This is a genomic window from Streptomyces gamaensis (genome assembly GCF_042656465.1).
GTDB lineage: Bacteria > Actinomycetota > Actinomycetes > Streptomycetales > Streptomycetaceae > Streptomyces > Streptomyces gamaensis.
The window spans coordinates 62,294-86,766 of sequence record NZ_JBHSPB010000018.1; the positions used below are offsets into that span (position 1 = coordinate 62,294).

Below are 24,473 nucleotides of genomic sequence, written 5' to 3' on the forward strand. Positions count from 1 at the left end.
GCGCGCCGCCGTCGTCCTGCGCGGCGACAGCCGCCGTCCTTACGATCGCCATCGCCCACTGCTGCCCCGGTGCCTCCGGCCGGGCCCGCCCTCGCCCGGCTTTCAACCGCCTGCCATCAGGACCTTCGCCAGTCCGATGACCACCGGCACCACGCCGAGCGCCAGGAAGGCGGGCAGGAAGCACACCCCCAGCGGGACCGTCGCCAGGACGCCCGCGCGCCGGGCCCGTATGCCCGCGGACCTGCCCCGCTCGGCGCGCAGCCGCCCGGCGAGCAAGGACACGGGCTCCACCGCGGGCACCCCCGTCGCCTGGGCCCGCGCCAGGCAGCGCGCGAGCCCCCGGGCCCCGGTCAGCCGGCCGAGCCGGTTCCAGGCGGCCGCCGGGTCCCCTCCGAGCCGTACCTCCGCGGCGGCCCGGGCGAGCCGCTCCCCCACGGGTCCGCCGAGCGAGCCGCCGACCACCTCCGCCGCCTCTCCCGGCCCGGCGCCCGCAGCGAGGCACGCGGCCATCAGATCGGCGGCGAGCGGCAGTTGCCGCTCCACGGCCCGGGCCGGCTCGTCCGGGGCAGCACCGGCGCTGTTCCTCGCCCGGCGCAGCCACCACCGCACGCCGTAGGCCGCGACGGCTCCGACCAGCACCCCCACGACCCCGCCGACGAGGACCGCACCGGCGCCCAACACCGCCACGGCGGAGAGCACTTCCCGCGCAGAGGGGCCGCGTTCCTCCCAGAACCGGCGCAGCGCGACCCCCCTCGGTGGCCCCGCGGCCGCCTCCGCTGCGAACATCGACCGCAGGCGCCGCCGCGTCGCCCGCTCCCGGCGCTCCTCGCTCGCGAGCATCATCACGAACAGGGGTGCCAGGCCCAGCAGCAGCATCACCCACAGGCTGTGGACAAAACCTTCGATCACAACGTCCCCGCCTTCCCCGTGTGCCGGACCGCTGTGGCGCGCCGCCCCGGCCCTCCCGGGCCCGGGACCGGCTCTCCGGCGTTCCGCCTCGCCCCTTCCGCGCTGCGGTCCGTGCCTTCGGCGACCCGCACGATGCGGCGCGTCCACGCGACCCCCGCGCCCTCCAGGGCTCCGCCGAGCGCCAGACAGCCGAGCCCCGCCGGGGTGTGCAGCAGCACGCGCAGCGGTGCCGCGCCGAGCGCCGCGCCCATCAGGAGCGCCAGGACGGGCAGGGCGGCGAGCATCAACGCCGTCGACCGCGTTCCCGCCAACTGGGCTCTCAGCTCCTCCCGTTGGTCCCGCTCGGCGCTCAGGGCGGCCGCGACCCGCTCCAGGCCCGCCGCCAGCCCGGCTCCGCCGTCCACCGCGACCTGCCAGCACGCGGCCATGCCGCACAGCCCCTCACCCCCGGGCAGCCGGCCCACGCCCCGCAGGGCCTGGGGCACGTCGCCGCCGAACCTCGCGGCCGCCGCGACCGCCGCCCAGTGCGGCCCCAACTCCCCCACCGGCGCCTCGGCCAGCGCCTCACCGGGCTGTCTGCCGGCCCGCAGGTCGCCCGCGACGGTGCCGCACAGATCGATCACCGCCGCCTCCCGCGCCTCGCGCTCACGCTGCTCCCGCCGGGCTGCGAGCCACCGCCGGACGAGCGGCACGGCCACGGCCGCCGCGAGCAGCGGCAGCACGGATCCGCCCAGCAGGGCCACAAGCCCTCCGATCGGCAGACAGGCCAACTCGCTTCTCTCCCGGGCCAGTCGGCACAGCCGGGCGTACTGTTCGACGGCCCACCCGGGCGGCCGCACGCCGCCGCCGGCCGCTCCGCCGCCCGCGAACAGCAGTCTCGCGCGGCGCAGTTCGCGGTCCGGGCCGTGCAGCGACCACATCACAGCAGCCGCGCCCAGGGCCGCCGCGCACCCGAAGGCCGTCTGCGGCACCGTCAGGGCCCCCGTGGTCACAGCACACCCCCGCCGCGCTCGCACAGCTCCGCCAGCCGCGCCCAGCCACGGGCCTCGCCGAAGCCCTCGGCGCACCGGACGGCCGCCGGTACGGTCGTGACGAATCCGGTGCCGTCGCGGTCGAGGACGTGCACTTCGGCGACACGGCGCCGCCCCGCCCGGTCGCGCATGAGGTGGATCACCACCGAGAGACCCGCCGCCAACTGGCTGTGCAGCGCGGCCCGGTCGAGCCCGGCCGTCGAGCCGAGCGCCTCCAGCCGGGCCGGGACATCCGCCGCCGCATTGGCGTGCACCGTGCCGCAGCCGCCCTCGTGCCCGGTGTTGAGGGCCGCGAGCAGGTCGGTGACCTCGGGACCGCGGACCTCGCCCACCACCAGCCGGTCCGGACGCATCCGCAACGCCTGCCGTACCAGATCCCGCAGGGTGACGACTCCTTTGCCCTCCTGGTTCGCGGGGCGGCTCTCCAGCCGGACCACATGCGGGTGATCGGGGCGCAGCTCCGCCGAGTCCTCGGCCAGGACGATGCGTTCGTCCCGGGCGACGAGGCCCAGCATCGTCGCCAGCAGCGTGGTCTTACCGGAGCCGGTCCCGCCGCTCACGAGGAAGGACAGCCGGGCGTCCACGATCGCCCGCAACAGCCGTGCTCCGCCCGGCGGCACCGTTCCCGCGGCTTCGAGATCGTCGAGGGTGAAGGCGCGCGGCCGCACCACCCGGAGCGACAGGCACGTGGAACCGACAGCCACCGGGGGCAGGACCGCGTGCAGCCGCGTCCCGTCGGGCAGCCGCGCGTCCACCCAGGGCCGGGCGTCGTCGAGCCGGCGTCCGGCGATCGCGGCGAGCCGCTGCGCCAGTCTGCGCACCGCGGCGGCGTCGGGGAAGGTCACCTCCGTGCGCTCCAGTCCCGAGCCGCGGTCCACCCACACCTCGTCGGGCGCGGTCACGAGCACATCGGTGACCTCGGGCTCGGCGAGCAGCCGCTGCAACGGTCCGGTGCCGACCAGCTCGGACCTCAACCTGGCTACTACGCCAAGCACTTCGGCGTCACCGAGCAGGCGGCCCTCGGTGCGCAGCGCCTCCGCGACCCGGGCGGGCGTGGGGTCCGCGCCGCTCTCCGCGAGCCTGAGCCGTACCGCGTCGAGCAGTTCGGCGCTCATACCGGCACCACCGCCTCCTCGGGTGCCGCCTGTGCCCAGAACTCCGCGCAGAATGCGGCGAGCGGGCCGTGGTCCGTGCCGGGCGGCCGGCCCGCGGCGAGCGCTGCCGACAGGCGTGCGTCCGGCGGCAGTTCACCGGCGAGCGGCAGGCCCAGCAGCCGGGCGATCTCCTCGCCGTCGAGCCCGGGCCCGCACGGGCCGCGCACCACCGCCCGCAGGTCCGCGAGCACCGTGCCGACCGCCGTGGCGACCCGGTGCGCCGCGGCGACGGCACGCAGCTCGGCGGGGACCACCAACAGCCCCAGATCCAGCTGTCCGAGGGCCTCCACGGCCGCTTCGTCCGGGCGGCGCGGCAGGTCGACGACGACCACGCCGCCGCCCCGGCGCGCGGCCGCCAGCACGGCCCGCACCGCGTCGGGCGGTACGGCCGGGCATCCGCCGCGGTCCCAGCTCAGCAGCCGCAGCGCGTGCAGTTCCGGCAGGGCTTCCTCGAACGCCTGGGCCGCGAGCCGGCCGCGGGAGTCCGCGAAGGCGGGCCAGCGCAGCCCCCGTGCGCACTCGCCGCCGAGCAGGACGTCCAGGCCGCCGCCCAGCGGGTCGCCGTCGATGAGCACGGTGCGCCTGCCCGTCCGGGCGGCGGTCACCGCGAGAGCGCAGGACAGCGTGCTCGCGCCCGCTCCTCCGCATCCGCCGATCACGCCTACGGTCAGGGCCGGGCCGCCCGCGTCCTCCACGGCGTCGGCGATGCGGTCGACGAGGCGGCCCTCGTCGTCGGGCAGCAGGGCCACGCTGCGGGCACCGAGGCGCACGGCCCGCCGCCAGATGCCCGCGTCGCCGGGATCCCTGCCGACGAGCACCATGTTCTCCGCGTGCTCCGCGCTTTCCGCGGTCGTCCCGGCGGCGCCGTCCCAGTGCCGTGCGCGGTCGTCGCCGACGAGGACCAGCGGCGCGCCCCGCCCCCGGCGTCCCCGTGGCGGGGGCCCTGCCGTCACCTCGGGCACGGCTCCGGCCGCCGCGCACAGGCGCAGCAGGTCGTCGAGCAGCTCCTCGTCCTCCGAGACGATCAGCGGGCCGCGCCGCCTGCTCCCGGCGGGCGGCAGCCCATCGGATGTGCCGGTTCCCGTCATGGTCCCTCCCCGTCCCACGGCGCACTCTCGCATCCGCGAACACCGCGGAACGACGCCGGGAATCACCGTGCACGGAACCGGAAAATCATGTGGATCTTGATGAAAAACTGGGGACGACCCAGTGGTTGTGAATATCCCGGTCACCTATACCGGTGACTTCCGGAGAGCACCCTGGCGATTACGCAGCGTGACGGGTATGAAGGAGTGGAGCGCCACCGCACGAGACCTCGCACGAGCGGGGGCGGGCGGCGCGGGAGTCCGTAAAACGCGTCCGGACATGCGACGACCCCCGCCGGGGGGGAGAGCGGGGGTCGTCCCCACGGCCGACTCGGGGGGGGAGGAGTCGGGCCGGGTTAGACACGGTCGCGAACGATCCGTGACTTCCATGGTGTACCCGAGAGCCTTCTCAGGCAAACCCACACGCCTCAGCTTACGCCGAATGGAGGGCCCCTATGCTCGGCACCGTGGAAAACCACTCGTTGCCCCGGACAGCCGCGTTCTTTGATCTGGACAAGACGGTCATTGCGAAGTCCAGCACGCTCACCTTCGGCAAGTCCTTCTACCAGGGCGGTCTGATCAACAGGCGCGCCGCGCTGCGCACCGCGTACACGCAGTTCGTCTTCCTGGCCGGCGGCGCCGATCACGAACAGATGGAGCGGATGCGGGAGTATCTCTCCAATCTGTGCCGGGGGTGGAACGTACGGCAGGTCCGCGAGATCGTCGCCGAGACCCTGCACGAGCTCATCGACCCGATCATTTACGACGAGGCGGCCTCCCTCATCGAGGCGCACCACGCCGCCGGGCGCGACGTGGTGATCGTGAGCACCTCGGGCGCCGAGGTCGTCGAGCCCATCGGCGAACTCCTCGGCGCGGACCGGGTGGTCGCCACCCGCATGGTCGTCGAGGACGGCGTCTTCACCGGCGAGATCGAGTACTACGCCTACGGCCCGACGAAGGCCGAGGCCATCAAGGAGCTGGCCGCGTCGGAGGGCTATGACCTCTCCCGCTGTTACGCCTACAGCGACTCGGCCACCGATATACCCATGCTCGCATCGGTCGGCCGTCCGCACGCGGTCAATCCCGACCGCGCGCTGCGCCGCGAGGCCGCCGCGCGGGGCTGGCCCGTGCTCTCGTTCAACCGCCCGGTGCGGCTCAAACAGCGCCTGCCGTCCTTGTCGCTGCCCTCGCGCCCGGCTCTTGTCGTGGCCGCCGTCGGGGCCGCCGCCGTGACCGCGGGGCTCATCTGGTTCACGGCCCGCCGCCGCGAATCAATCGTCCACAATGCCCAATTTTGAAGCTAAAAGTAAAGAACTGTGGGACAGACTTCCGCTTCGGGGGTCGCCGGAGTAGAAAGGAGTCAACGGCCCGCGAGACCAGGGACATCCGGGAGGACGCCCTCTACGCACCACGGCCCCACGGACCGCGCATGAACGTCGGGCACCCACGCGACGCCGACCCGTCGATTACGGGCCAGCCGCACCAGGACGGGCAGAGACCCCGACCTGATGGGCGCATTTCGTGCACGCATGGTAACTCGGCGAACGTGCCAGCGGCGGTACTGGACTTGACCGGTGCCGCCGCAACTCTGCCGGGACCGTCTCCCCCGCAGTTCCCCACGATTTCCCCGCCTCCTGCGGGCGTTCCGCCTCAGGCGGCCCCTCGTTGCAGCGCCTCGCACACGGCGGTGCTCTCCCGTACGCCGAGTTCGACCGCGCGCCCGCAGTGCGCGATCCACGCGGCGACGCCCTCCGCGGTCCCGGAGACATAGCCGTCGAGCGCCTCCGCGCAGGCCGCCGGGCCCAGTTCGGCGTGCCCCACCTCCGCCGGGCAGACCGACTTCGGGTCCAGCCCGCTGCCGACCAGCACGATCCGCTCTGCGGCCCGGGCGATCAGTCCGTTGTGCGAGCCGAAGGGGCGCAGCGCGAGGAGTTCGCCGTGCACCACGGCGGCCGTCACCAGGGCGGGTGCCTCGCTGCCCGCGATCAGCAGACCGGCCAGCCCCTCCAGCCGCCCCGCCACCTCGGCGGCGTCCGGCAGGGGTGCCGAGGTGAGCGGCTCCTCGGCCGTCTCACCCGCGAGCCGCGGCCGCCCCACCGCCTCGTCGGGCCGCTCGCCGCCCGCCGCCACCAGGTGCAGCCGGGCCAGCACCCGCAGCGGCGACTGCCGCCAGACGCTCAGCAGCTGTCCGGCCTCGGCGGTCAGCCGCAGGGCCGCTCCCACGGTGCGCGGCTCGCCCTCGCCACTGAAGTCCGAGCGCCGGCGCACCTCTTCCAGAGCCCAGTCGGCGCCGTACAGCGCGGCGGAAGCCCGTGCGCCGCGCAGCGCGGCCTCGGAGGTGATCTCGTTGCTGCGGCGGCGCATCACCCGGTGTCCGTAGATCCGGTCCACCGCCTTGCGCACGGAGTCGACGGAGTCGGCGACGCCGGGGAGCGTGGCCAGGGCGGCAAGCGGATCGGCACTCGTACTCATGGGTAAGACAGTACGCACTTCGGCTTCACACCCCTCGAAGGAGTGGTTTTCTTCACGCTCGGCTCTCATCCCGCGCAGCCGTCACCCTACGCTTCGCGAACATGAAGATCGCTTTCGTAGGGAAGGGCGGCAGCGGCAAGACCACGCTGTCCTCCCTGTTCGTCCGCCATCTCGCCGCCGCCGGGGCACCCGTCGTCGCCGTGGACGCCGATATCAACCAGCACCTCGGGACGGCACTGGGACTGGCCGAGGACGAGGCCGCCGCGCTGCCCGCGATGGGGGCCCAACTCCCTTTGATCAAGGACTGTCTGCGCGGCAGCAACCCCCGTATCAGCTCCGCCGCCACCATGATCAAGACGACGCCGCCCGGAGAGGGTTCACGGCTGTTGCGGGTGTGCGAGGACAATCCTGTCTACGCTGCGTGCGCCAGGACCGTCGCCCTGGACGAGGGCGACTCGGCCCGGCTGATGGTCACGGGTCCTTTCACCGACGCCGATCTCGGGGTCGCCTGCTACCACTCGAAGGTCGGCGCGGTCGAACTGTTCCTGAACCACCTCGTGGACGGGCCGGGCGAGTACGTCGTGGTCGACATGACGGCGGGCAGCGACTCCTTCGCGTCCGGCATGTTCACCCGCTTCGACATGACGTTCCTGGTCGCCGAGCCCACCCGCAAGGGAGTCTCGGTCTACCGCCAGTACAAGGAGTACGCGCGGGGCTTCGGCGTCGGCCTGAAGGTGGTGGGCAACAAGGTGCGGGGGGACGACGATCTCGGCTTCCTGCGCGAGGAGGCCGGTGACGACCTGCTCGTCGCGTTCGGCCACTCCGAGTGGGTGCGCGCGATGGAGAAGGGGCGCCCGCCGCGCTTCGGCCTGCTGGAGGAGTTCCACCACGCGGCCCTGCGCACCCTGCGCGAGGCGGTGGACGACACCTACAGCCGCCGCGACTGGCGGCGCTACACACGCCAGATGGTGCACTTCCACCTCAAGAACGCGGAGAGCTGGGGCAACGCGAAGACGGGCGCCGACCTGGCGGCCCAGGTGGACCCGGCGTTCGTCCTCGACGAGCGGGCGGCGGCCGCACCGCAGCCCGTCTGATCACTCCCTCGTTTCCCGGGCGGCAGGGGCACGGCTCCCGGCCGCCCTTTGCCGCGCCCGCGCCGATATCGCCCGGTCCCGCCAACCCCCTGGCCTCCGCACGGTGTTCCGGGAGCGATTCCCGAGGCGCCCGGGGCGAACACGACGACGGGCGACGACAACAGGGCCAATAAACACGCTTATTCACTCACTGGAGTGAGGTGTGCGCCTATTCGACGACTCGCTCTTCCCCGCCCCCTTTACTCTCCATTACGCTCCATTTACCGCGAGTTGAGATCCCTCCCTCCACGCAGCCGCTCCCGCCGCTGCCCGCCGTGACCACGGCCGCCCCTCTCCCCGGCCGCGCCGCCCCGACGAAGACGGGAACGACCATGCATGCTCAGCCGACGCACGCGCACCACCGACCGGATCCGGCTCCGCCGGCCGCCCCCGAGAGCCCCCCGCAGCAGGACCGGCACGCGGCGGCTCCGGCCGCGGGGCGCCGGGATCTGCTCGCCTCAGCGGCCGTCGTCCTCGCGGCCGTTCCCCTGTCGCTGGGCGTCGCGCTGGCCACCGGAGCGCCGCTGCAGGCCGGGCTGGTCGCGGCGGGCATCGGCGGCGTCGTCGCCGCGCTGCTGGGCGGCGCTCCCCCGCGGATCGGCGGCATCGCCACCGGGCTCGTGCTGGTGACCGCCGAGCTCGTGCAGCGGTACGGCTGGGCGGCCGCCTGCACGGTCGTCGCCCTCGCCGGCCTCGCCCAACTCGCCCTGGGCGCCGGGCGGGTGGCTCGCGGCGCGCTGGCCGTCAGCCCGGCGGTGGTGCGCGGGATGCTCGCCGGGATCGGTGTCACGATCGCGCTCGCCCAGGTGCGTGTCGTGCTGGGCGGCAGCCCGGGCGACTCCGTGCCGGACCATCTCGCCGGTCTGCCCGGCGAGTTGCTCCATCCGCACGCGGGCGCCGTCGCGATCGGCGCGGTCACGGTGACCGTGCTGCTCGGGTGGCGGAGACTGCCGGGCCGGGCGGGGCAGCGGGCCCGTACGGTTCCGGCGCCGCTCGCGGCCGTCGGGTTGGCGACGGCCGCGAGCACGGCTCTTCCCGCTCCCCGGATCTCGCTGCCGCACGGGGAGTTGCGGGCACTGCCCGTGCTGCCGGACGGCCCGGTCCTCGGCATCGCGGCCGCGGTGCTGACGGTCACGCTCGTGGCGAGCCTGGAGTGGCTGCTGGCGGCGGTGGCGGCGGAGCGGCTGCGGGCGGACCGGCCCGACGTCCCGGGGCGGCCCGCCCGCCTGGACCGGGAGCTCGCCGGGCAGGGGGCGGCGGAGGTGCTGTCCGGGCTGCTGGGCGGCCTGCCCGTGGCCGGCGCCCGCAGGGCGGAGGGCGGCCGCGCGTCCCGTGTGCCGCACGGCGCGTGGGTGCTGGCCTGCACGGCGCTGTTCACGGCCGTCCTGGAGCGGATCCCGCTGGCCGCGCCGGCCGCGCTGGTGATGACGGCCGGCGTGCGGATGGCGTGCTTCGCCCGCATCAGGCACGTACGCCGGCACCGGGAGTTCCCGCTGTACGCGGCCACGTTCGCGGCAGTGGTGCTGCTCGGCATCCTGCAGGGGGTGGCGGTCGGGGTCGCGGTCACCGCGTTCCTGTCGCTGCGGCGGCTGGCGCACACGCGGATCACCGTCGAGGAGGCGGACGGCCGCCATGCGGTGCGCGTCAGCGGGCAGTTGACCTATCTCGCCATCCCCCGGCTGAGCCGGGCGCTCGCGCAGGTGCCGGAGGGGGCGAACGCCGTGGTCGAGCTGGGCGGCGCGGTCATGGACCACGCCGCGTACGACACCCTGCAGTCCTGGTCCAACGCCCATCGCGCGCGAGGGGGTTGGGTGACGCTCCGGGGGGCGCGCAGGCAGCCGGTCGCCGAGCCCGCGAGCAGCCATGTCTGCCGCCCGTGGACGCCGTGGCGCGACCACCGCTGCACCCGCCCCACCGCGCCGCACGACGGGGTGACGCAGCAACTCCTCGGCGGGGTCGGGGCGTTCCAGCGCGACACGGCCCCGCTGGTGCGCGACGAGCTCGCGCGTCTCGCCCGCGAGGGCCAGCGGCCGACCCAGCTCTTCCTGACCTGCGCCGACTCCCGGCTGGTCACCAGCATGATCACCTCCAGCGGTCCGGGTGATCTGTTCACCGTGCGCAATGTCGGCAATCTGATGCCGCCGCCGGGCGCCGACACCGCCTGCGACTCCGTGGCGGCCGCCGTGGAGTACGCGGTGGAGGTGCTGCGGGTCGGCAGCATCACGGTGTGCGGGCACTCCGGGTGCGGGGCGATGCAGGCCCTGCTGTCCTCCGCCGGGCAGGAGCCGGACCGCGCCGGGACGCCGCTCGCGCGCTGGCTCGCGCACGGCCGGCCCACGCTGGCCCGGATGCAGCGGATCGGGCGGCTCGGCCGCGGGGAGGTGGCCCTGGCCGACCGTCCCGTCGCCGACGACCTCGAACGGCTCGCGCTCGTCAATGTGGTGCAGCAGCTCGACCATCTGATGGCCCACGCCTGCGTCGCCCGCCGGGTGGCCGAGGGCTCGCTGCGGCTGCACGGGATGTACTTCCACGTCGCCGAGGCGCAGGCGTACGTACTGGACCGGGCGTCGCGCACGTTCGCGGCGGTACGGCCCGAGGTCCTCGGCGGCGTGTGACGGCCCCCGGGCACCGGGCGCGGACCGGCGCGTTCCGCATGCCGCGCCACCCCGCGCGACCTCGTACAACTCTCCCTCCAGGGAGGTCTAAACCAATTATTTCGGACAACCCTTGTCAGGGCCCGCCCCGGGCTGGTGAGCTAGGGCCCGCACCCAACGCGCAGCCCGGGAAAGGGAGATGTCGTGAGCAACGAGAGCCTGGCCAACCTTCTTAAGGAGGAGCGCCGCTTCGCACCGCCTGCCGCCCTGGCCGCCAGTGCCAACGTCACCGCGGAGGCGTACGAGCAGGCGAAGGCTGACCGGCTGGGCTTCTGGGCCGCGCAGGCCCGCCGGCTGAGCTGGGAGCAGGAGCCCACCGAGACGCTGGACTGGTCGAGGCCGCCGTTCGCCCGGTGGTTCGCCGACGGCCGGCTCAACGTCGCGTACAACTGCGTCGACCGGCACGTCGAGAACGGCCTCGGGGACCGGGTGGCGATCCACTTCGAGGGCGAGCCCGGCGACACCCGCACGATCACCTACGCCGAGCTGCAGCGTGAGGTGTGCAAGGCCGCCAACGCCCTGACGGAGCTGGGGGTCGAGGCCGGTGACCGGGTGGCGGTCTATCTGCCGATGATCCCCGAGGCCGTCATCACGATGCTGGCCTGCGCCCGGATCGGCGCCCCGCACTCGGTCGTCTTCGGCGGCTTCTCCGCCGACGCGCTCGCCACCCGCATCCAGGACGCCGACGCCCGCGTGGTCATCACCGCCGACGGCGGCTACCGGCGCGGCAAGCCCTCCGCGCTCAAGCCCGCGGTCGACGAGGCCCTCACCCGCCCGGGCACCGAGAACGTCCGCAGCGTGGTCGTCGTACGCCGCACCGGCCAGGAGCCCGCCGCCTGGACCGAGGGCCGCGACGTGTGGTGGCACGAGCTGACCGGCCGCCAGCCCGAGCAGCACACCCCGCGGGCCTTCGACGCCGAGCACCCGCTGTTCATCCTCTACACCTCGGGCACCACCGGGAAGCCCAAGGGCATCCTGCACACCACCGGCGGCTACCTCACCCAGGTCTCCTACACCCACCACGCCGTCTTCGACCTCAAGCCCGAGAGCGACGTCTTCTGGTGCACCGCCGACGTCGGCTGGGTCACCGGCCACTCGTACATCGTCTACGGCCCCCTCAGCAACGGCGCGACCGAAGTCCTCTACGAGGGCACCCCCGACACCCCGCACCGGGGCCGCTGGTGGGAGATCGTCCACAAGTACGGGGTGACCGTCCTGTACACCGCGCCCACCGCGATCCGCGCCGCCATGAAGTGGGGCGACGACATCCCCGCCAAGCACGACCTGTCCAGCCTGCGCCTGCTCGGCTCCGTCGGCGAGCCCATCAACCCCGAGGCCTGGATCTGGTACCGCGAGCACATCGGCGGCGGCACCACGCCGGTCGTCGACACCTGGTGGCAGACCGAGACCGGCAGCATCATGATCAGCCCCCTGCCGGGCGTCACCACCACCAAGCCCGGCTCCGCCCAGCGCCCGCTGCCCGGCATCGCCGCCACCGTCGTCGACGACGAGGCCCGCGAGGTTCCCGACGGCTCGGGCGGCTACCTCGTCCTCACCGAGCCCTGGCCCTCGATGCTGCGCACGATCTGGGGCGACGACCAGCGCTACATCGACACCTACTGGTCCCGTTTCGAGCACCGGTACTTCGCGGGCGACGGCGCGAAGAAGGACGACGACGGGGACATCTGGCTGCTGGGCCGCGTCGACGACGTCATGCTCGTCTCCGGGCACAACATCTCCACCACCGAGGTCGAGTCCGCGCTCGTCGCGCACCCCAAGGTCGCCGAGGCCGCCGTCGTCGGCGCCACCGACCCGCAGACCACCCAGGCGATCTGCGCCTTCGTCATCCTGCGGGGCGACGCGGCGGAGCAGGGCGACGAGACCGCCCTGGCCGAGGAGCTGCGGGCGCACGTCGCCAGGCAGCTCGGCCCGATCGCCAAGCCCAAGCGGATCCTCCCGGTCGCCGAACTGCCCAAGACCCGCTCCGGCAAGATCATGCGCCGCCTCCTGCGGGACGTGGCCGAAAACCGCACCCTCGGAGACGTCACCACACTCACCGACTCCTCGGTCATGGACCTCATCCAGGCCCAGCTCCCCCAGGCCCCCAGCGAGGACTGAGGCGGGGAACGAGGCGGGGAACGACCTGACGGAGAGACCTCCTCCGTACCCGCGTACAGGAAGGGCGCCCGGCGGCACGCCGGGCGCCCTTCACTCTTTCTGGTTAAAGTAAGTACCCGCGGCGTAAAAATCGCGACAAGAATCAGAGGCGCGCCGGGAAGTCTGGTCGGCACACAGCACACGTGTACCCAGTTCCCAGGAGGTCCCCCGCCGTGGCAGCGCCCAAGAACCGCCGTTCCGTCTTCCTCGGCCGGCTCTCGCTGCCGGAACGGAACTACCTCGCGGACGCCCTGCGTACCGAGACCGTCGGCGGCGTGCTCCTGCTCGTGGCCGCCGTCGTCGCGCTGGTCTGGGCGAACACCCCACTGCGCGACAGCTACAAGGCGGTCAGCTCCTTCCACTTCGGCCCCGGCTCCCTCGGGCTGAACCTCTCGGTGCAGCACTGGGCGGCCGACGGCCTGCTGGCGGTCTTCTTCTTCGTCGCGGGCATCGAGCTCAAGCGGGAGCTGGTCGCCGGCGAACTGCGCGACCCGAAGGCGGCCCTGCTCCCGGTCGTCGCGGCCATCGCGGGCATGGTGACGCCCGCGGTCGTCTACTTCACGGTCGCGACGAGCGGGGGAGGCTCGACGGCGGGCTGGGCCGTGCCCACAGCCACCGACATCGCCTTCGCGCTGGCCGTCCTCGCGGTCATCGGCACCTCGCTGCCGTCCGCGCTGCGCGCGTTCCTGCTGACCCTCGCCGTCGTCGACGACCTCTTCGCGATCCTCATCATCGCGATCTTCTTCACGTCGAAGCTGAACTTCCTCGCCCTGGGTCTGGCCGTGGTGGGCCTGGCCGTCTTCTGGCTGCTGCTGCGCAAGGGGGTGCGCGGCTGGTACGTCTACATACCCCTGGCGGTCGTCAACTGGGCGCTGATGTACAACAGCGGCGTCCACGCGACGATCGCCGGAGTCGCCATGGGGCTGATGCTGCGCTGCACCCGCCGCGAGGGCGAGGCGCACTCCCCCGGTGAGCACATCGAGCACCTGGTCCGGCCCGTCTCGGCCGGACTGGCCGTGCCGCTGTTCGCGCTGTTCTCCGCGGGCGTCGCGATATCCGGCGGCGCGCTGTCGGACATCTTCCACAAGCCCGAGACGCTCGGCGTCTTCCTCGGCCTGGTGGTCGGCAAGGCCGTGGGCGTCTTCGGCGGCACCTGGCTGACGGCCCGCTTCACCAGGGCCGAGCTCAATCCCGACCTCAAGTGGCCCGACGTCCTGGCCGTCGCCACGCTCGCGGGCATCGGCTTCACCGTCTCCCTGCTCATCGGCGAACTCGCCTTCCAGGGCGACACCGTGCTCACCGACGAGACCAAGGCCGCCGTCCTCGTCGGCTCGCTGACCGCCGCGGTCGTCGCGAGCGTGCTGCTGAAGCTGCGCGACAACAAGTACCGCAGGCTGTGCGAGGAGGAGGACCGGGACGAGGACCACGACGGCATCCCCGACATCTACGAGCAGGGCAACCCCGAGTACCACCTGCGCATGGCCGCGCTGCTGGAGGCGAAGGCGGCCGAGCACCGTCGCCTGGCCGAAGTCGCCGCCGGGCGCGCCACCGGCGAGGATGGTCCGGCATGATCTGAGGGGTCCTCGCGTCCGGCGGGGGCCCGCGGCGGATCCGCGGCAGGACACGCAGGACTCGCGGGACGCACGGCCCGTGGGCGAGAGAGCTGATGACGATGAGGGAGCAGCCGATGAGCGCAGCCGACGACAGTGCGAGCGGTACGGACCGCAGCCTCGGCCAGCTGGTGGCGTCGGCCACCACGGAGCTGTCCGCCCTGGTGCACGACGAGATCGCCCTGGCCAAGGCCGAGCTGCGGCAGGACGTCAAGCGGGTCGGCTTCGGCGGCGGCGCGATCGCCGCGGCCGGTGCGCTGGCGCTGTTCTCCCTGCCGGTGCTCAGTCTCGCGGCGGCGTACGGCATCCACAATCTCGGTCTCGGGCTCGCCTGGTCGCTGCTGATCGTCGGCGGCGCGTTCCTGGTGCTCGCGGCGCTGCTCGGGCTGCTGGCCGTCGCCAAGTTCAAGAAGATCAGCAAGCCGGAGAAGTCCATCGCCTCGGCCAAGCAGACGGCCGCCGTGCTGAGCACCGTCAAGCCGCACCCCCGTTCCGCCGTCGAGGCGGCCCCGGCCGACGCATCTGTGACACGCTCGACCGTATGACGGTGCCCGATACTTCCGCAGCGCCCGAGTTCCCCGATCCGAAGACCCCGGCCGGGCGGGCCGGTTCCCCGGAGGGGGACGGTTCCCCGGCGCCCTCCGGCTCCTTCGCGCCGCCCGCCTCGGTCGTCCGCCTCGACGGTCCCTGGACGCACCGGGACGTCGCGGCGAACGGCGCGCGGTTCCACATCGCCGAGATGGGCGAGGGACCGCTGGTGTTGCTGCTGCACGGTTTCCCGCAGTTCTGGTGGACCTGGCGGCATCAGCTGCCCGCGCTCGCGGAGGCGGGCTTCCGGGCGGTGGCGATGGACCTGCGCGGGGTGGGCGGCAGCGACCGTACGCCGCGCGGCTACGACCCGGCGAACCTGGCCCTGGACATCACCGGGGTGATCCGCTCCCTCGGCGAGCCGGACGCCGCGCTCGTCGGCCACGAGCTGGGCGGGTATCTGGCGTGGACGGCCGCGGTGATGCGGCCCAAACTGGTGCGCCGCCTCGCGGTCTCCTCGATGCCGCACCCGCGCCGCTGGCGTTCGGCGATGCTCACCGACCCCAAGCAGAGCGCGGCGGGCTCCTACGTCTGGGGTTTCCAGCGGCCGTGGCTGCCGGAGCGCGCGCTGGTCGCGGACGACGCCGCGCTGGTGGGGCGGCTGATGCGGGAGTGGTCGGGTCCCCGGCTGCCCGACGACGAGGCGGTCGAGACCTATCGCAGGGCCATGTGCATCCCGTCGACGGCCCACTGCTCGATCGAGCCGTTCCGGTGGATGGTGCGCTCGCTGGCACGGCCGGACGGTCTGCAGTTCAACCGGCGCATGAAGCGTCCGGTACGGGTGCCGACGCTGCACCTGCACGGTTCGCTCGATCCGGTGATGCGCACCCGCAGTGCGGCGGGCTCCGGGGAGTACGTGGAGGCGCCCTACCGCTGGCGGCTCTTCGACGGCCTCGGGCACTTCCCGCACGAGGAGGACCCGGCGGCGTTCTCGACGGAACTGGTCAACTGGCTCAAGGACCCCGAGCCGGACCGCTAGCCGCCCCGGAGGGGCCGCCGACGGTTCGGGGCGGCCCTCCGGAAAACGCTGCCGAACGTCCGTTCATCGAACTGTTCATGCCCGCCGCATAGGCCAATTGACGGACCCCCAGGCGATTACCGACCTTTGGCCCCGGGCACAGACCTCGGTATGGGCTGGACGCACGACTACCGTGACGGGACCAAGGAGCGGGCCGCCGAGAGCGATGCCGCGCTGGCTGTGAGCGAGATGTCCGAGAGGGCCGCGCGGGGGGAGCACCGGCCGCCGGCCGGGCAGGACCCGATCGGCATCCCGCGCATCATCCGCCGCCGCGCCCGCTGGGTGTCCGCGCGGCTGCGCCACCCGCGCGGCCGCTGATCCCCGCGCGGCACGCGGGGCGTACGGGCCCGTTGGCGGCCCCGTGACGGTCCTGTGGCCGCTCAGAGCGCGCAGCCCTGGCTGCTGACCCGGCCCGTGGCCGTACGCCCGTCGACGGCGTCCTGGAGGACCTCGTCGGCGGTGAGGGCGTAGCCGGTGTCCGCGTCGTCGAGCGACTTGGCGAAGACCACCCCGTAGACCTCGCCGTCCGGCGTGAGCAGCGGACCACCGGAGTTGCCCTGGCGGACGGTGGTGTACAGGGAGTAGACATCGCGGCGGACGCTGCCGCGGTGGTAGATGTCGGGGCCGTTGGTCTGGACGCGGCTGCGCACGCGGGCGGCCCGCACGTCGTACGAGCCGTTCTCGGGGAAGCCCGCGACGATGGCGCCCTTGCCGGTGTGCGCGGCGGACTCGGCGAAGCGCAGGACGGGAGCCTCCAGTTGCGGCGCCTCCAGCACGGCGATGTCGCGCTTCCAGTCGTAGAGCACGACCTTCGCCTCGTACTGCCGGCCCTGCCCGCCGATCTGCACCGTCGGCTCGTCGACCCCGCCGACGACGTGGGCGTTGGTCATCACCCGGTGCCGGGCGAAGACGAAGCCGGTGCCCTCCAGGACCTTGCCGCAGCCGGTGGCCGTGCCGACGACCTTGACGATGCTGCGCTGCGCGGCCAGCGCGACGGGGCTGTCGGCGAGTTCGGGGTCGGGGGCGGGCACGGGGGTGATGGGCTCGGCGGAGAACGGCGCGAAGACCTGCGGGAAACCGTTCTGCGCGAGGACGGTCGGGAAGTCCCCGACCCAGGTGCCCGCCTGCGCGGGCAGGACCCGTCCGACCCCCAGCAGCACCCGGGAGCTGCGCACCTGCTCGCGGAACGTCGGCAGGGACGCCTGCGTGAGCAGGGCGCCGATCAGCCAGGCGACCAGCAGCATCGCCAGGACGTTGACGAGCGCGCCGCCGGTGGCGTCCAGCGCGCGCGCCGGGGACCAGGTGATGTGCCGGCGGAGCTTGTTGCCCAGGTGGGTGGTGGCGGCCTGGCCGACGGAGGCGCACACGATGATGACGACGACCGCGGCGACGGTCGCCACCGTGCCGGGGGACGCCCCGTCGGTCACCCCGTCCCAGACCAGCGGCAGCAGCCGGACGGCGGCCAGCCCGCCGCCGACGAATCCGGTCACGGAGAGCACCCCGACGACGAAGCCCTGTCGGTAGCCGACGACGGCGAACCACACGGCGGCGGCCAGCAGCACGATGTCGAGCACGTTCACCGGGGGATGCCTCGCAATGGTGTTGTCAGTGGGTCGGCCGGGCCACGCGGCACCGGACTCCCGCGACGGGCCGGGTACGCCGCCGGGTCCACGGCCCTCGGCGCGGCCGAAGTCCCGTGCGGAACCGGGGTTCTTCAGGGGACCGGGGCCACCGTCTCATGCCCGTCAGGACGGCAGGTCCAGCGGGACCCGCCGATCGCGGTCCCAGGGCCGCTCCATGCCGGAGAAGTGCAGGATCCGGTCGATCACACCGGCGGTGAAACCCCATACGAGCGCGCCCCCGACCCGGAAGGCCGGGCCGGTGTGCCCGCTGGGGTGCACGGCCGTCGCCCGGTTCGCGGGATCGGTGAGCTCGGCGAGCGGCACCGTGAACACCCGCGCCGTCTCCCCCGTGTCGACCGGGGCGACGGGGCTGGGCTCGCGCCACCAGCCGAGCACGGACGTGACGACGAAGCCGCTCACGGGGATGTACAGCCGGGGCAGCACGCCGAAGATCTGCACGCCCGCGGGGTCGAGCCCGGTCTCCTCCCGGGCCTCCCGCAGCGCGGCCCGCAGCAGCCCGTCGCCGTCCGGATCGCCGTCCTCCGGGTCGAGCGCGCCACCGGGGAACGAGGGCTGCCCGGCGTGCGAGCGCAGCGTCCCGGCCCGCTCCATCAGCAGCAGCTCCGGGCCCTTGGCGCCCTCGCCGAACAGGACGAGCACGGCGGACTGCCGACCGCCCGTCTCGGGCGGCAGGAAGCGGCTGAGCTGCCGCGGCTCGATCGTCCGGGCGGCCCGCTCGACCGGCTCCAGCCACCCGGGCAGGCCCTCGGCTGTGATGGCGGCCCCACGGCCGTACGTGCTCGTCATGCGTGTCCCCTCGTGCAGGTGCGCGTGCATGCTGCTGGTGCGGTCCGCCGGCCCGTGGCCCGGTCACCCGCCTCCCAGCGGGGGCGCCGGGCGGCCCGGATAGTCCGGCGGGGGCTTGAGCCGCTGGCCCGGCAGGCCGCCCTTCTCGTACTTCAGGAGCTTCCTGGCCTTCTCGGGGTCCGTCTCGCCCTCCCCGTAGGACGGGCAGAGCGGGGCGATCGGGCAGGCCCCGCAGGCCGGCTTGCGGGCGTGGCAGATGCGGCGGCCGTGGAAGATGATGCGGTGCGAGAGCATCGTCCACTCGCTCTTCGGGAAGAGCGCGCAGACCTCCGCCTCCACCTTCTCCGGATCGGTCTGCTCGGTCCACTTCCATCGTCGGACGAGCCGCCCGAAGTGGGTGTCCACAGTGACCCCGGGGACGCCGAAGGCGTTGCCGAGGACGACATTGGCGGTCTTGCGGCCGACGCCGGGCAGGGTCACCAGGTCCTCCAGCCGGCCCGGCACCTCGCCGCCGTACCGGTCGCGCAGCGCGGCGGACAGCCCGATCAGCGACTTCGCCTTGGCGCGGAAGAAGCCCGTGGGCCGGATCAGCTGCTCCAGCGTCTCCGGGTCGGCCGCGGCCATGTCCTCCGGCGTCGGGTACGCGGCGAAGAGCGCGGGCGTCGTCTGATTGACCCGCAGGTCCGTGGTCTGCGCGGACAGGACGGTGGCGACCAGGAGCTCGAAGGGATTGGTGAAGTCCAGCTCGGGATGGGCGTACGGATACGCCTCGGCGAGCTCACGGTTGATCCGCCGGGCCCGCCGCACAAGCGCGGCACGCGATTCACCGGCAAAGCCGGCGGCCGCGACTCCCGGGGCGCTCACGGCGCGCGCGGGGGCGGCTTTCCGGGCGCTTCCGGTCTTTGCGGAGGTGCCGGCCTTTGCGGAGGTACCGGCCTTTGCGGCACTGCCGGTCTTCGCGGAGGTACCAGTCTTCACGGAGGCGCTGGCCTTTGCGGCGCTACCGGTCTTTGCAGAGGTGCCGGCCTTCACGGAGGCGCCGGTCTTCGCAGAGCTACCGCCCTTCGCGGAAGTTCCGGATTTCTTGCCCTTGGCTGAGGCGGCGGCCCCGGCGGGCCTGCCCGCAGTGCGGCCGCTCGTCACGGTTTCAGCCGCATCGGCCGCCTCGACGGCCTTACGCGCCTTGCCCGGCTCGCCCGTTCCGGCAGCCTTGCCCCGCCGAGCGGACCCGCCCGACTCCGCGCTCTTCCTCGCCGGCACGGCTTTCTTCGCGGCAGCCTTCTTCGCCGACACGGCCTTCTTCGCGGCAGCGGTCTTCTTCGCGGCACCGGCCGCCCCGGCCGGGGCGGCACCCCCGGCGCCCCCGGCGCCTCGCGCGGACCCCGCCGCCTTCGTCACTCTCGTCGTCCTCACCCCTCGGTCCACCCCGTCGCCCCCGCGATCCTCGCCGCCCCGCACACCCCGCGCCCCCGCGCACCCGGCAGCACCACGGCCCGCACCCACTCATCCGCTTTGCCCCGGCTTGCGGCTTTCGCAACCGGCACGGACGCGCGTTCGCCCACAGCGGAATCACCTGCCCGGAAGGGTGACGGCCCGCCCTCGGCGGGGCACCCCCGGGGCCCGCGGCCCTGTGCTGTCACCGGCGTACTGGACACCCGGCCAGACTAGAGCCCGGCACTGACATCCTGCCCCCGCGCGGGAAAACCGCAGCCCGATCGGACCCCTGCCGTAGGGCTTCCGCCGACGATGCGCGACACTTGTGTTTGATCACACAGTTTTACCGACGGGCATCATGGGGACCACGGTCCTCTGTGCATGTCGACAAGGAGAGAACTCGTGGACGACGTTCTGCGGCGCGCCCCGCTGTTCGCGGCGCTCGATGACGAGCAGGCCGCTGAGCTGCGCGCCTCCATGGGCGAGGTCACTCTCGCGAGGGGCGACGCCCTGTTCCACGAAGGGGACCCCGGTGACCGCCTCTACGTGGTGACCGAGGGCAAGGTGAAGCTCCACCGCACGTCCCCCGACGGCCGCGAGAACATGCTGGCCGTCCTGGGCCCGGGCGAGCTGATCGGTGAGCTGTCGCTCTTCGACCCGGGGCCGCGCACCGCGACCGCCACCGCCCTGACCGAGGTCAAGCTGCTCGGCCTGGGCCACGGCGACCTGCAGCCCTGGCTGAACGCCCGCCCCGAGGTGGCCACGGCCCTGCTGCGCGCCGTCGCCCGCCGGCTGCGCCGCACCAACGACTCGATGTCGGACCTGGTCTTCTCCGACGTCCCCGGCCGCGTCGCGAAGGCGCTGCTGGACCTGTCGCGCCGGTTCGGCGTGCAGTCCGAGGAAGGCATCCACGTGGTGCACGACCTCACCCAGGAGGAGCTGGCCCAGCTGGTCGGCGCCTCCCGCGAGACCGTCAACAAGGCGCTGGCCGACTTCGCGGGCCGCGGCTGGCTGCGCCTGGAGGCCCGTGCGGTGATCCTCCTGGACGTGGAGCGGCTCGCCAAGCGCTCGCGCTGAGCACCGACGTACGCAGCGGCCCCCGCCGGGATGGCGGGGGCCGTTCGCGCTCGTACGCCCGTAGATGACAGCCGTACCGCCCACGGGACCGCTCACTCCTCGATGAGCCCGTGCTCCCCCAGGTACTCCAGCTGTGCCCGCACCGAGAGTTCCGCGGCGGGCCACAGGGCGCGGTCGACGTCGGCGTAGACGTGTGCGACGACCTCCGGCGCGGTGCGGTATCCGGCCTCGACGGCGGTCTCGATCTGGGCCAGCCGCTTGGCCCGGTGCGCGAGGTAGTACTCGATGACGCCCCGGGCGTCGCCCAGCACCGGCCCGTGGCCGGGCAGGACCGTCCGCACGCCCTCGTCGACGGTCAGGGCGCGCAGCCGGCGCAGCGAGTCGAGGTAGTCGCCGAGCCGGCCCTCGGGATGGGCGACGACCGTGGTGCCGCGCCCGAGGACCGTGTCGCCGGTCAACACCGCGCGGTCGGCGGGGAGATGGAAGCACAGCGAGTCCGCCGTGTGGCCGGGCGCGGCGACGACCCGCAGTTCCAGGCCGCCGGTGGTCACGACGTCGCCCGCCGCGAGCCCTTCGTCGCCCAGCCGCAGCGCCGGGTCCAGCGCCCGTACGGGCGCGCCCGTCAGTTCGGCGAAGCGGGCGGCGCCCTCGCAGTGGTCGGGGTGGCCGTGCGTGAGCAGGATCAGGGCGACGCGCTTGCCCGCGGACCCGGCCGTCGCGGCGACGGCCCGCAGATGGCCCTCGTCGAGCGGGCCGGGGTCGACGACGACGGCGAGCGAGGAGCCAGGCTCGGAGACGATCCACGTGTTGGTGCCGTCGAGGGTCATCGCGGAGGGGTTGGGGGCGAGCACGCACACGGTGCGCTCGGTCGCCGGTCCGCCGACGGCGCCGTCGCGCGGCGCTCCGGGCTCTGCGGGCAGTTCGGCTGAGTGCGTCATGAGCTGGCCTTCGGGGCTCCGGCGGCGATGCGCCTGGTGAATTCGTCGTGTCCCGGCCAGCTCACCACGATCTCGTCCGCCACGAGCCGGACTTGGGCGAGGACGGCGGTGAGATCCCGGTCACCCGAGGCGGCCAGGGCGGCCGACGCGCTGTCGTACGGCAGGAGTTCGCGCAGGGTCGCGATGGTCGGCGGCATCATCAGCAGTTCGCCCCGGTCGTAGCCGGCGGCCGCGTCGGCGGGACGGACCCACTCGGCGCGGTCGGCCTCGGCCGAGACCCCGGCGGCGCGCTGCCCTCGCGGGAGCGCGGCGACGAAGAACCAGGTGTCGTAGCGGCGCGGTTCGAACTCCGGGGTGATCCAGCGCGCCCAGGCGCCCAGGAGGTCGCTGCGCAGGACGAGCCCGCGGCGGCGCAGGAGGTCGGCGAAGGACAGCTCGTGGCCGACGAGCGCGGCGCGGTCGGCCTCCCAGTCCTCACCGGTGGTGTCGGCGACGACGGTGCCGGGCTCGGGGCCGGCCAGCAGGACGCCCGCTTCCTCGAAGGTCTCCCGGACCGCGGCGCAGACGACGGCCCGCGCTGCGTCGGGGTCGGTGCCCAGGCGGGCGGCCCACGCGGCGGGCGAGGGTCCCGCCCAGGGCACGTCGCGCGCGTCCCGTGGGTCGACGGAGCCGCCCGGATACGCGTACGCGCCTCCGGCGAAGGCCATGGAGGCGCGTCTGCGCAGCATGTGGACGGCGGGTCCGCCGGGCCCGTCGCGCAGCAGCAGCACGGTCGCGGCGCGGCGGGGGGCCACAGGCGTGAGACCACCATGCACGAGCGCTCTCATCCGCTCCGCCCACTCCGGCGGGAACCACTGGCCGTTCACAGTCGACATGGCCGGATGCTATGTGCTCGCGCGTGGATGTTCGAGGGGCCGCGGCCGGGACCGACGAACGGGCCGCGGCCGGGACGTACGTACGGCGGCCGTACCGACGGACCCCCGTCGCCGGCCCCCTCGGGCGGGACGGTCAGTCCCGGACCTCGACGATCATCTCGACCTCGACGGGAGCGTCCAGCGGCAGCACCGCGACGCCCACGGCCGAGCGCGCGTGCACGCCCTTGTCGCCGAGCACGTCGCCCAGCAGCTCGCTCGCCCCGTTGAGGACGCCCGGCTGGCCGGTGAAGTCCGGCGCGGAGGCGACGAATCCGACGACCTTGACCACACGGACGATCCGGTCGAGGTCACCGACGACCGACTTCACGGCGGCCAGCGCGTTGAGCGCGCAGACCTCGGCGAGCTCCTTGGCCTGCTCGGGGCTGACCTCGGCGCCGACCTTGCCGGTCGCCGGGACGCTGCCCTTGACCATGGGCAGCTGTCCGGCCGTGTACACGTACGCGCCGCTGCGCACGGCGGGCTGGTAGACGGCCAGCGGCGGCACGACCTCCGGCAGCGCGAGGCCGCGCGCGGCGAGCCTGTCCTCGACAGCGCTCACTGCTTTTCCCGCTTCAGGTAGGCCACGAGCTGCTCGGGGTTGTTCGGGCCCGGCACGACCTGGACGAGCTCCCAGCCGTCCTCGCCCCAGGTGTCCAGGATCTGCTTGGTCGCGTGCACGAGGAGCGGCACGGTCGCGTATTCCCACTTGGTCATGGGCCCGACTGTAATGCCTCGCGCCGACAGCGCCGTGCGTGGCCGCCGCGGCGGCCGGGCACCCGCCCGCGCGGTGAGGGGTTGGCCACCTGACGACACGCGGCCGTTGCCGAGGAATTAGGCTCCGAACCATGAGCAGGCTCCATGTCGTCAGCGGCAAGGGCGGAACCGGCAAGACCACGGTGGCCGCGGCCCTCGCACTCGCCCTCGCCGCCGAGGGCAGACGCACCCTCCTGGTGGAGGTCGAGGGCAGACAGGGCATCGCGCAGCTCTTCGAGACGGAGCCGCTGCCCTACGAGGAGCGCAAGATCGCTGTCGCGCCCGGTGGCGGCGAGGTGTTCGCGCTGGCCATCGACGCCGAACGGGCCCTGCTGGACTACCTCCAGATGTTCTACAAGCTCGGCAGCGCGGGCCGGGCGCTGCGCAAGATCGGCGCGATCGACTTCGCGACGACGATCGCGCCGGGTCTGCGGGACGTGCTGCTGACGGGCAAGGCGTGCGAGGCGGTCCGCCGCAAGGACCGTACGGGCCGCTTCGCCTACGACCACGTGGTGATGGACGCGCCGCCCACGGGCCGCATCACCCGCTTCCTCAACGTCAACGACGAGGTGGCCGGGCTGGCCCGGATCGGCCCGATCCACAACCAGGCGCAGGCCGTCATGCGGGTGCTCAAGTCGCCCGAGACGGCGGTGCACTTGGTGACGCTGCTGGAGGAGATGCCCGTCCAGGAGACGGTGGACGGTATCGCGGAACTGCGGGGCGCGCGGCTGCCGGTGGGCAGCGTCGTCGTCAACATGGTCCGTCCGCGGGTGCTGGACGCGGCGGACGTCGACATCGCCGCGAACGGCAGCCGGGCCGCCGTCGCCCGGTCGCTCGCGCACGCCCTGGAGCGCACCGGGTTCGGCGGGGCGCGCCGGCCCGGCCTGGCCGAGCGGCTCGTGGACCCCCTGGTGGCACAGGCCCGCGAGCACACCGAGCGGCTCGCGCTGGAGCATCAGGGCCGCGCGGAGATATCGGCGCTGGGGCTGCCCACGTACGAACTCGAACTGCTCGGTGACGGCGTGGACTTGGCCGGCCTCTACCGCATGGCACGCGCGCTGCGGAAGCAGGGGTGCGAGTGAGCGGGCACGCACGCGTGGCCGCAGCGGACGACAGT

At 73.7% G+C, this 24,473-nt stretch carries 22 protein-coding genes; 10 read left to right on the forward strand and 12 right to left on the reverse strand.

Features of this window, described 5'->3' with window-relative positions:
* Positions 1–102: 102 nt before the first annotated feature.
* The 4 genes from ACFP1Z_RS25540 to ssd are packed head-to-tail and all read right to left on the reverse strand — an operon-like array spanning position 103 to position 4,182.
* Positions 103–909, reverse strand: a complete 807-nt coding sequence (locus ACFP1Z_RS25540) for a type II secretion system F family protein (protein ID WP_390319813.1) — start codon at positions 907–909, stop codon at positions 103–105.
* Complete coding sequence (locus ACFP1Z_RS25545; RefSeq protein WP_390319814.1) at positions 906–1,901, reverse strand: type II secretion system F family protein; 996 nt, start codon at positions 1,899–1,901, stop codon at positions 906–908. Before ACFP1Z_RS25545 ends, ACFP1Z_RS25540 begins: the two co-directional genes overlap by 4 nt.
* Positions 1,898–3,055 (reverse strand): TadA family conjugal transfer-associated ATPase, encoded by a 1,158-nt coding sequence (locus ACFP1Z_RS25550; protein ID WP_390319815.1) that lies wholly within the window; start codon positions 3,053–3,055, stop codon positions 1,898–1,900. The genes ACFP1Z_RS25545 and ACFP1Z_RS25550 overlap by 4 nt, the downstream gene beginning before the upstream one ends.
* Positions 3,052–4,182, reverse strand: coding sequence for a septum site-determining protein Ssd (gene ssd / locus ACFP1Z_RS25555; protein WP_390319817.1), 1,131 nt, complete (start codon positions 4,180–4,182; stop codon positions 3,052–3,054). Before ssd ends, ACFP1Z_RS25550 begins: the two co-directional genes overlap by 4 nt.
* A 452-nt stretch (positions 4,183–4,634) precedes the next feature.
* Here ssd and ACFP1Z_RS25560 point away from each other — a divergent pair, with 452 nt between their 5' ends.
* A complete protein-coding gene (locus ACFP1Z_RS25560) occupies positions 4,635–5,477 on the forward strand; it encodes an HAD family hydrolase (RefSeq protein WP_390319818.1) in 843 nt (280 codons plus the stop codon).
* A gap of 352 nt (positions 5,478–5,829) precedes the next feature.
* On the opposite strand, the gene ACFP1Z_RS25565 is transcribed toward ACFP1Z_RS25560, so the two are convergent.
* A complete protein-coding gene (locus ACFP1Z_RS25565; protein ID WP_390319819.1) occupies positions 5,830–6,651 on the reverse strand; it encodes a Fic family protein in 822 nt (273 codons plus the stop codon).
* 101 nt (positions 6,652–6,752) lie between these two features.
* Between ACFP1Z_RS25565 and ACFP1Z_RS25570 the strand changes: the two genes are divergently transcribed.
* From ACFP1Z_RS25570 to ACFP1Z_RS25600, 7 genes are all read left to right on the forward strand, one after another.
* Complete coding sequence (locus ACFP1Z_RS25570) at positions 6,753–7,745, forward strand: ATP-binding protein (protein WP_390319821.1); 993 nt, start codon at positions 6,753–6,755, stop codon at positions 7,743–7,745.
* A gap of 371 nt (positions 7,746–8,116) precedes the next feature.
* Positions 8,117–10,399 (forward strand): carbonic anhydrase, encoded by a 2,283-nt coding sequence (locus ACFP1Z_RS25575; protein ID WP_390319822.1) that lies wholly within the window; start codon positions 8,117–8,119, stop codon positions 10,397–10,399.
* 183 nt (positions 10,400–10,582) lie between these two features.
* Complete coding sequence (gene acs / locus ACFP1Z_RS25580; RefSeq protein WP_390319824.1) at positions 10,583–12,556, forward strand: acetate--CoA ligase; 1,974 nt, start codon at positions 10,583–10,585, stop codon at positions 12,554–12,556.
* A gap of 212 nt (positions 12,557–12,768) precedes the next feature.
* Positions 12,769–14,166 (forward strand): Na+/H+ antiporter NhaA, encoded by a 1,398-nt coding sequence (gene nhaA / locus ACFP1Z_RS25585; RefSeq protein WP_390319826.1) that lies wholly within the window; start codon positions 12,769–12,771, stop codon positions 14,164–14,166.
* Between the two features lie 116 nt (positions 14,167–14,282).
* A complete protein-coding gene (locus tag ACFP1Z_RS25590; RefSeq protein ID WP_390319827.1) occupies positions 14,283–14,750 on the forward strand; it encodes a phage holin family protein in 468 nt (155 codons plus the stop codon).
* The gene (locus tag ACFP1Z_RS25595) at positions 14,747–15,772 is read left to right on the forward strand and encodes an alpha/beta fold hydrolase (protein WP_390319829.1); all 1,026 of its coding nucleotides are present in this window, start codon (positions 14,747–14,749) and stop codon (positions 15,770–15,772) included. Before ACFP1Z_RS25590 ends, ACFP1Z_RS25595 begins: the two co-directional genes overlap by 4 nt.
* A 150-nt stretch (positions 15,773–15,922) precedes the next feature.
* Entirely contained in the window at positions 15,923–16,129 is a 207-nt protein-coding gene (locus tag ACFP1Z_RS25600; RefSeq protein WP_390319830.1) for a hypothetical protein, read from the forward strand.
* A 62-nt stretch (positions 16,130–16,191) separates the two neighbouring features.
* On the opposite strand, the gene ACFP1Z_RS25605 is transcribed toward ACFP1Z_RS25600, so the two are convergent.
* From ACFP1Z_RS25605 to nth, 3 genes are all read right to left on the reverse strand, one after another.
* Positions 16,192–17,391 (reverse strand): MarP family serine protease, encoded by a 1,200-nt coding sequence (locus tag ACFP1Z_RS25605; RefSeq protein WP_390319832.1) that lies wholly within the window; start codon positions 17,389–17,391, stop codon positions 16,192–16,194.
* Positions 17,392–17,556: 165 nt separating this feature from the next.
* Positions 17,557–18,240: an NUDIX hydrolase gene (locus ACFP1Z_RS25610; protein ID WP_390319834.1), complete on the reverse strand. Its 684-nt coding sequence runs from the start codon at positions 18,238–18,240 to the stop codon at positions 17,557–17,559.
* 63 nt (positions 18,241–18,303) lie between these two features.
* The gene (nth, locus tag ACFP1Z_RS25615) at positions 18,304–19,104 is read right to left on the reverse strand and encodes an endonuclease III (RefSeq protein WP_390319836.1); all 801 of its coding nucleotides are present in this window, start codon (positions 19,102–19,104) and stop codon (positions 18,304–18,306) included.
* Positions 19,105–20,076: 972 nt separating this feature from the next.
* Between nth and ACFP1Z_RS25620 the strand changes: the two genes are divergently transcribed.
* On the forward strand, positions 20,077–20,751 hold the full coding sequence (locus ACFP1Z_RS25620; protein WP_004939715.1) for a Crp/Fnr family transcriptional regulator: 675 nt from the start codon (positions 20,077–20,079) through the stop codon (positions 20,749–20,751).
* Positions 20,752–20,843: 92 nt separating this feature from the next.
* On the opposite strand, the gene ACFP1Z_RS25625 is transcribed toward ACFP1Z_RS25620, so the two are convergent.
* The 4 genes from ACFP1Z_RS25625 to ACFP1Z_RS25640 form a co-directional block, all read right to left on the reverse strand.
* Positions 20,844–21,689: an MBL fold metallo-hydrolase gene (locus ACFP1Z_RS25625; protein ID WP_390319837.1), complete on the reverse strand. Its 846-nt coding sequence runs from the start codon at positions 21,687–21,689 to the stop codon at positions 20,844–20,846.
* Complete coding sequence (locus tag ACFP1Z_RS25630; protein ID WP_390319839.1) at positions 21,686–22,564, reverse strand: NUDIX hydrolase; 879 nt, start codon at positions 22,562–22,564, stop codon at positions 21,686–21,688. The genes ACFP1Z_RS25625 and ACFP1Z_RS25630 overlap by 4 nt, the downstream gene beginning before the upstream one ends.
* Before the next feature lie 133 nt (positions 22,565–22,697).
* On the reverse strand, positions 22,698–23,162 hold the full coding sequence (locus ACFP1Z_RS25635; RefSeq protein ID WP_390319841.1) for a RidA family protein: 465 nt from the start codon (positions 23,160–23,162) through the stop codon (positions 22,698–22,700).
* The gene (locus tag ACFP1Z_RS25640; protein ID WP_003991873.1) at positions 23,159–23,317 is read right to left on the reverse strand and encodes a DUF4177 domain-containing protein; all 159 of its coding nucleotides are present in this window, start codon (positions 23,315–23,317) and stop codon (positions 23,159–23,161) included. The genes ACFP1Z_RS25635 and ACFP1Z_RS25640 overlap by 4 nt, the downstream gene beginning before the upstream one ends.
* Positions 23,318–23,448: 131 nt before the next feature.
* Between ACFP1Z_RS25640 and bagA the strand changes: the two genes are divergently transcribed.
* Positions 23,449–24,438 (forward strand): ATPase BagA, encoded by a 990-nt coding sequence (gene bagA / locus ACFP1Z_RS25645; protein ID WP_390319843.1) that lies wholly within the window; start codon positions 23,449–23,451, stop codon positions 24,436–24,438.
* Positions 24,439–24,473 lie beyond the last annotated feature (35 nt).

Excerpts from the sequence above, each read along its gene's own strand:
- ssd (WP_390319817.1), bottom strand. The coding sequence starts at position 4,182 with ATGACGGGAACCGGCACATCCGATGGGCTGCCGCCCGCCGGGAGCAGG.
- ACFP1Z_RS25595 (WP_390319829.1), top strand. The coding sequence starts at position 14,747 with ATGACGGTGCCCGATACTTCCGCAGCGCCCGAGTTCCCCGATCCGAAG.
- ACFP1Z_RS25575 (WP_390319822.1), top strand. The coding sequence starts at position 8,117 with ATGCATGCTCAGCCGACGCACGCGCACCACCGACCGGATCCGGCTCCG.
- ACFP1Z_RS25570 (WP_390319821.1), top strand. The coding sequence starts at position 6,753 with ATGAAGATCGCTTTCGTAGGGAAGGGCGGCAGCGGCAAGACCACGCTG.
- ACFP1Z_RS25565 (WP_390319819.1), bottom strand. The coding sequence starts at position 6,651 with ATGAGTACGAGTGCCGATCCGCTTGCCGCCCTGGCCACGCTCCCCGGC.
- ACFP1Z_RS25560 (WP_390319818.1), top strand. The coding sequence starts at position 4,635 with ATGCTCGGCACCGTGGAAAACCACTCGTTGCCCCGGACAGCCGCGTTC.
- ACFP1Z_RS25625 (WP_390319837.1), bottom strand. The coding sequence starts at position 21,689 with ATGACGCACTCAGCCGAACTGCCCGCAGAGCCCGGAGCGCCGCGCGAC.
- bagA (WP_390319843.1), top strand. The coding sequence starts at position 23,449 with ATGAGCAGGCTCCATGTCGTCAGCGGCAAGGGCGGAACCGGCAAGACC.
- ACFP1Z_RS25600 (WP_390319830.1), top strand. The coding sequence starts at position 15,923 with ATGGGCTGGACGCACGACTACCGTGACGGGACCAAGGAGCGGGCCGCC.
- ACFP1Z_RS25630 (WP_390319839.1), bottom strand. The coding sequence starts at position 22,564 with ATGTCGACTGTGAACGGCCAGTGGTTCCCGCCGGAGTGGGCGGAGCGG.
- ACFP1Z_RS25610 (WP_390319834.1), bottom strand. The coding sequence starts at position 18,240 with ATGACGAGCACGTACGGCCGTGGGGCCGCCATCACAGCCGAGGGCCTG.
- ACFP1Z_RS25550 (WP_390319815.1), bottom strand. The coding sequence starts at position 3,055 with ATGAGCGCCGAACTGCTCGACGCGGTACGGCTCAGGCTCGCGGAGAGC.
- ACFP1Z_RS25640 (WP_003991873.1), bottom strand. The coding sequence starts at position 23,317 with ATGACCAAGTGGGAATACGCGACCGTGCCGCTCCTCGTGCACGCGACC.
- ACFP1Z_RS25590 (WP_390319827.1), top strand. The coding sequence starts at position 14,283 with ATGAGCGCAGCCGACGACAGTGCGAGCGGTACGGACCGCAGCCTCGGC.